Genomic DNA, 2,765 nt, shown 5'->3' on the forward strand with positions numbered 1-2,765 from the left:
CGAGATAAAAGGTGTAAAATCATACGCCGTCGGTAAGGTTTTCGTCGTGCTAGAAGAGAGTGAGCTAGAGAGCGTAAAACTGGCTCAAAAAGTAGCCGTCATCAGCCAAACGGCGCGCAAAGAAGAAAAATTTATGCAAATCGTAAATTATTTGATGCTACGTGTAAAAGAGGTACGCGTTTTTAACACGATTTGCAACGCTACTTTTGAAAACCAAGAAGCTGTTAAAAACTTAGCCGTTAGAGCCGACGTTATGGTTGTAGTCGGCGGCAAAAATAGCTCAAATACAAAGCAGCTCTATCTCATCTCAAAAACCGCCTGCGAGGATAGCTATCTCGTGGAAAATGAGTTAGAACTCGAGCGTACATGGTTTGAGGGGAAAAATCTTTGTGGAGTGAGCGCTGGAGCCTCTACGCCTGATTGGATTATCCAAAAAGTGATTGATAAGCTGGAGAGCTTTCAAATTTAATAAATACTCATTACCTTTTTAAACAAAATTTCAAATTTAGCCCTGAAATTTCGCAAGTTAATCTACAAATAAGTTAATATTAAGTAAAATTGAGTCTAATTGTGTTAAAAGCAAAATATATACAAAAGGAACAAGATGGCTGCGGTGAACAAAAAAGTTCAGCTTAGTAAGGCAAACGACGGTATCGAAGACGACGATTTTGCCGCGATGTTAGAGGAGTCTTTTAAAAAGACTGAAGAGGATAGTGACGGAATAATCGTCGATATTAAAGGCGACGAGGTTTTTGTAAACGTCGGTAAAAAATCAGAGGGAATTTTAAATATTTCCGAGATCCAAGATGAGAACGGAGAGCTTAAATTTAAAACAGGCGATACTATAAAGGTCGTAATAACCGGCTCAAGAGGCGGTAAACCTATCGTTTCTCACAAAAAAGCGCTTAGAAAAGAAAAAGTAAAGGTCTATATAGACTCATATAACGAAGAAAATCAAGACGTATTTGACGTAAAAATAATCGGTAAAAATAAAGGCGGTTTTGTTGCTCAAAACAGCGACGGTATCGAGTTTTTCTTGCCTCGCTCGCAAGGTGGCTTTAAAGACGCAAACGCGGTAGTAGGAAAGTCGTTTAAAGTAAAAGTCATAAAAATAGACAAAGACGAGCAAAGCATTATCGTGTCAAGAAAAAAACTGCTTGACGAAGATAGAAAGAAAAAAAGAGAAGCGATATCTGCAGTCGCTGAAAATACGGACGTGATAGAGGGTGTGGTTAAGAAAATCACTACTTACGGTATGTTTGTAGACGTAGGTGGAGTGGATGGACTCGTGCACTACAGCGAGATAAGCTATAAAGGACCGGTAAATCCGGGCTCTATCTACAAAGAAGGTGATAAAGTTTTAGTAAAAGTTATCAAATACGACAACGAGAAAAAACACCTCTCTCTATCTATCAAGGCTGCAACTCCGGATCCTTGGGAAGAGATAAAAGACGGACTAGATGTGGGCGATACTATAAAAGTAACAGTCAGCAACATTGAGCCTTACGGCGCGTTCGTCGATCTTGGCAACGACATAGAGGGCTTTTTGCACATTTCTGAAATTTCATGGGATAAAAATATCAAAAATCCAAAAGATCACATTAGTGAAGGCGAGGAGCTTGACGTCGAAGTTATCGAAATAGACGCAAAAGATCGCCGCCTAAGAGTGAGTCTAAAAAACCTACTTAAAAAACCGTTTGACGAATTTAAAGCTCAATTTAAAGAAGGGGACGTCACTAAAGGCGTAGTTACTAGCGTGACGAATTTTGGAGCATTTGTTAGGATTGGCGCAGTTGAGGGCTTGCTCCATAATGAGGACGCTTCATGGGATAGAAACGATAAGTGCAAAGATTTGTTTAAAGTGGGCGACGAGGTTGAGGTAAAAATCATCAAAATCGACTCTAACGAGCAAAAAATTTCTCTTAGTCAAAAGGATCTAAAACAAAGCCCTGTACAAGCTTATGCAAAGAAATTTAACGTAGGCGACATCGTGACTGGTAAAATTCGCGATATTAAAGATTTCGGCGTATTTGTAGAGCTCGGCGATAATGTCGATGCGCTCATCCGCAAAGAAGACCTAGGTAGCGTAAGCGCTGAAAGCTTAAACATAAACGATAATATCGAAGCTGCGATAGCCTTTATCGATGAGAAGAAAAATAGAATCCGCCTAAGCGTAAGGCGCCTTGCAAGACAAAAAGAGCGCGAGGTGCTAAACGAGATAAATAGCGACGATAAGGTTACTTTGGGCGATATTATTAAAGAACAGCTATCATAAGTAGATGAAGCGATATTTGTTCTGGGGCGCGATTGCTTTTTTGCTGATTTTCGTCTGCGTATGTGGCGCTTTGCTGTATAAGTACGCGGACGTAAATTTAAAAGAGCCTGCGCCTGCGGGGCTAAAAGTATCACAAAGTAACGAGGAGTCAAATTTGACTGCCAGTCCTGCATCCTGGGTTGGCGAAATGGCAAATTTGACTCCAAAAAAATATGCGCTGGCAAGCAACGAGATATTTATAGAATTTAAAGACGAGTCAAAAACCGTCACAAAAACGGCCTATCAGTTAGTGATTGATAAAAACGATATCTATTCGATGTTTTGCCTTACTCAAACATTAAAAAACATACCCGTAGATTTTAGCGTAGTAAAAGAAAATTCACAAAATTTAATTTACATAAACACGCAAGATAACGGCGTTTTAGACCGCGTTATAAACGAACTTAAGGCGTACGATATACGCTCAACTTTCAAGGAGATTAAGCTGTGA

Annotated in this window: 2 protein-coding genes and 1 pseudogene; all 3 read left to right on the forward strand. The window is 39.7% G+C overall.

The features are described from left to right. Positions 1–469, forward strand: a pseudogene (locus Q0546_RS05260) (4-hydroxy-3-methylbut-2-enyl diphosphate reductase); the annotation flags it as partial. 135 nt (positions 470–604) lie between these two features. After that, positions 605–2,275: a 30S ribosomal protein S1 gene (locus tag Q0546_RS05265; RefSeq protein WP_298791177.1), complete on the forward strand. Its 1,671-nt coding sequence runs from the start codon at positions 605–607 to the stop codon at positions 2,273–2,275. A 4-nt stretch (positions 2,276–2,279) separates the two neighbouring features. After that, positions 2,280–2,765, forward strand: a complete 486-nt coding sequence (locus Q0546_RS05270; protein ID WP_298791179.1) for a hypothetical protein — start codon at positions 2,280–2,282, stop codon at positions 2,763–2,765.

Origin of the sequence: uncultured Campylobacter sp. (genome assembly GCF_937997465.1) — a bacterium.
GTDB lineage: Bacteria > Campylobacterota > Campylobacteria > Campylobacterales > Campylobacteraceae > Campylobacter_A.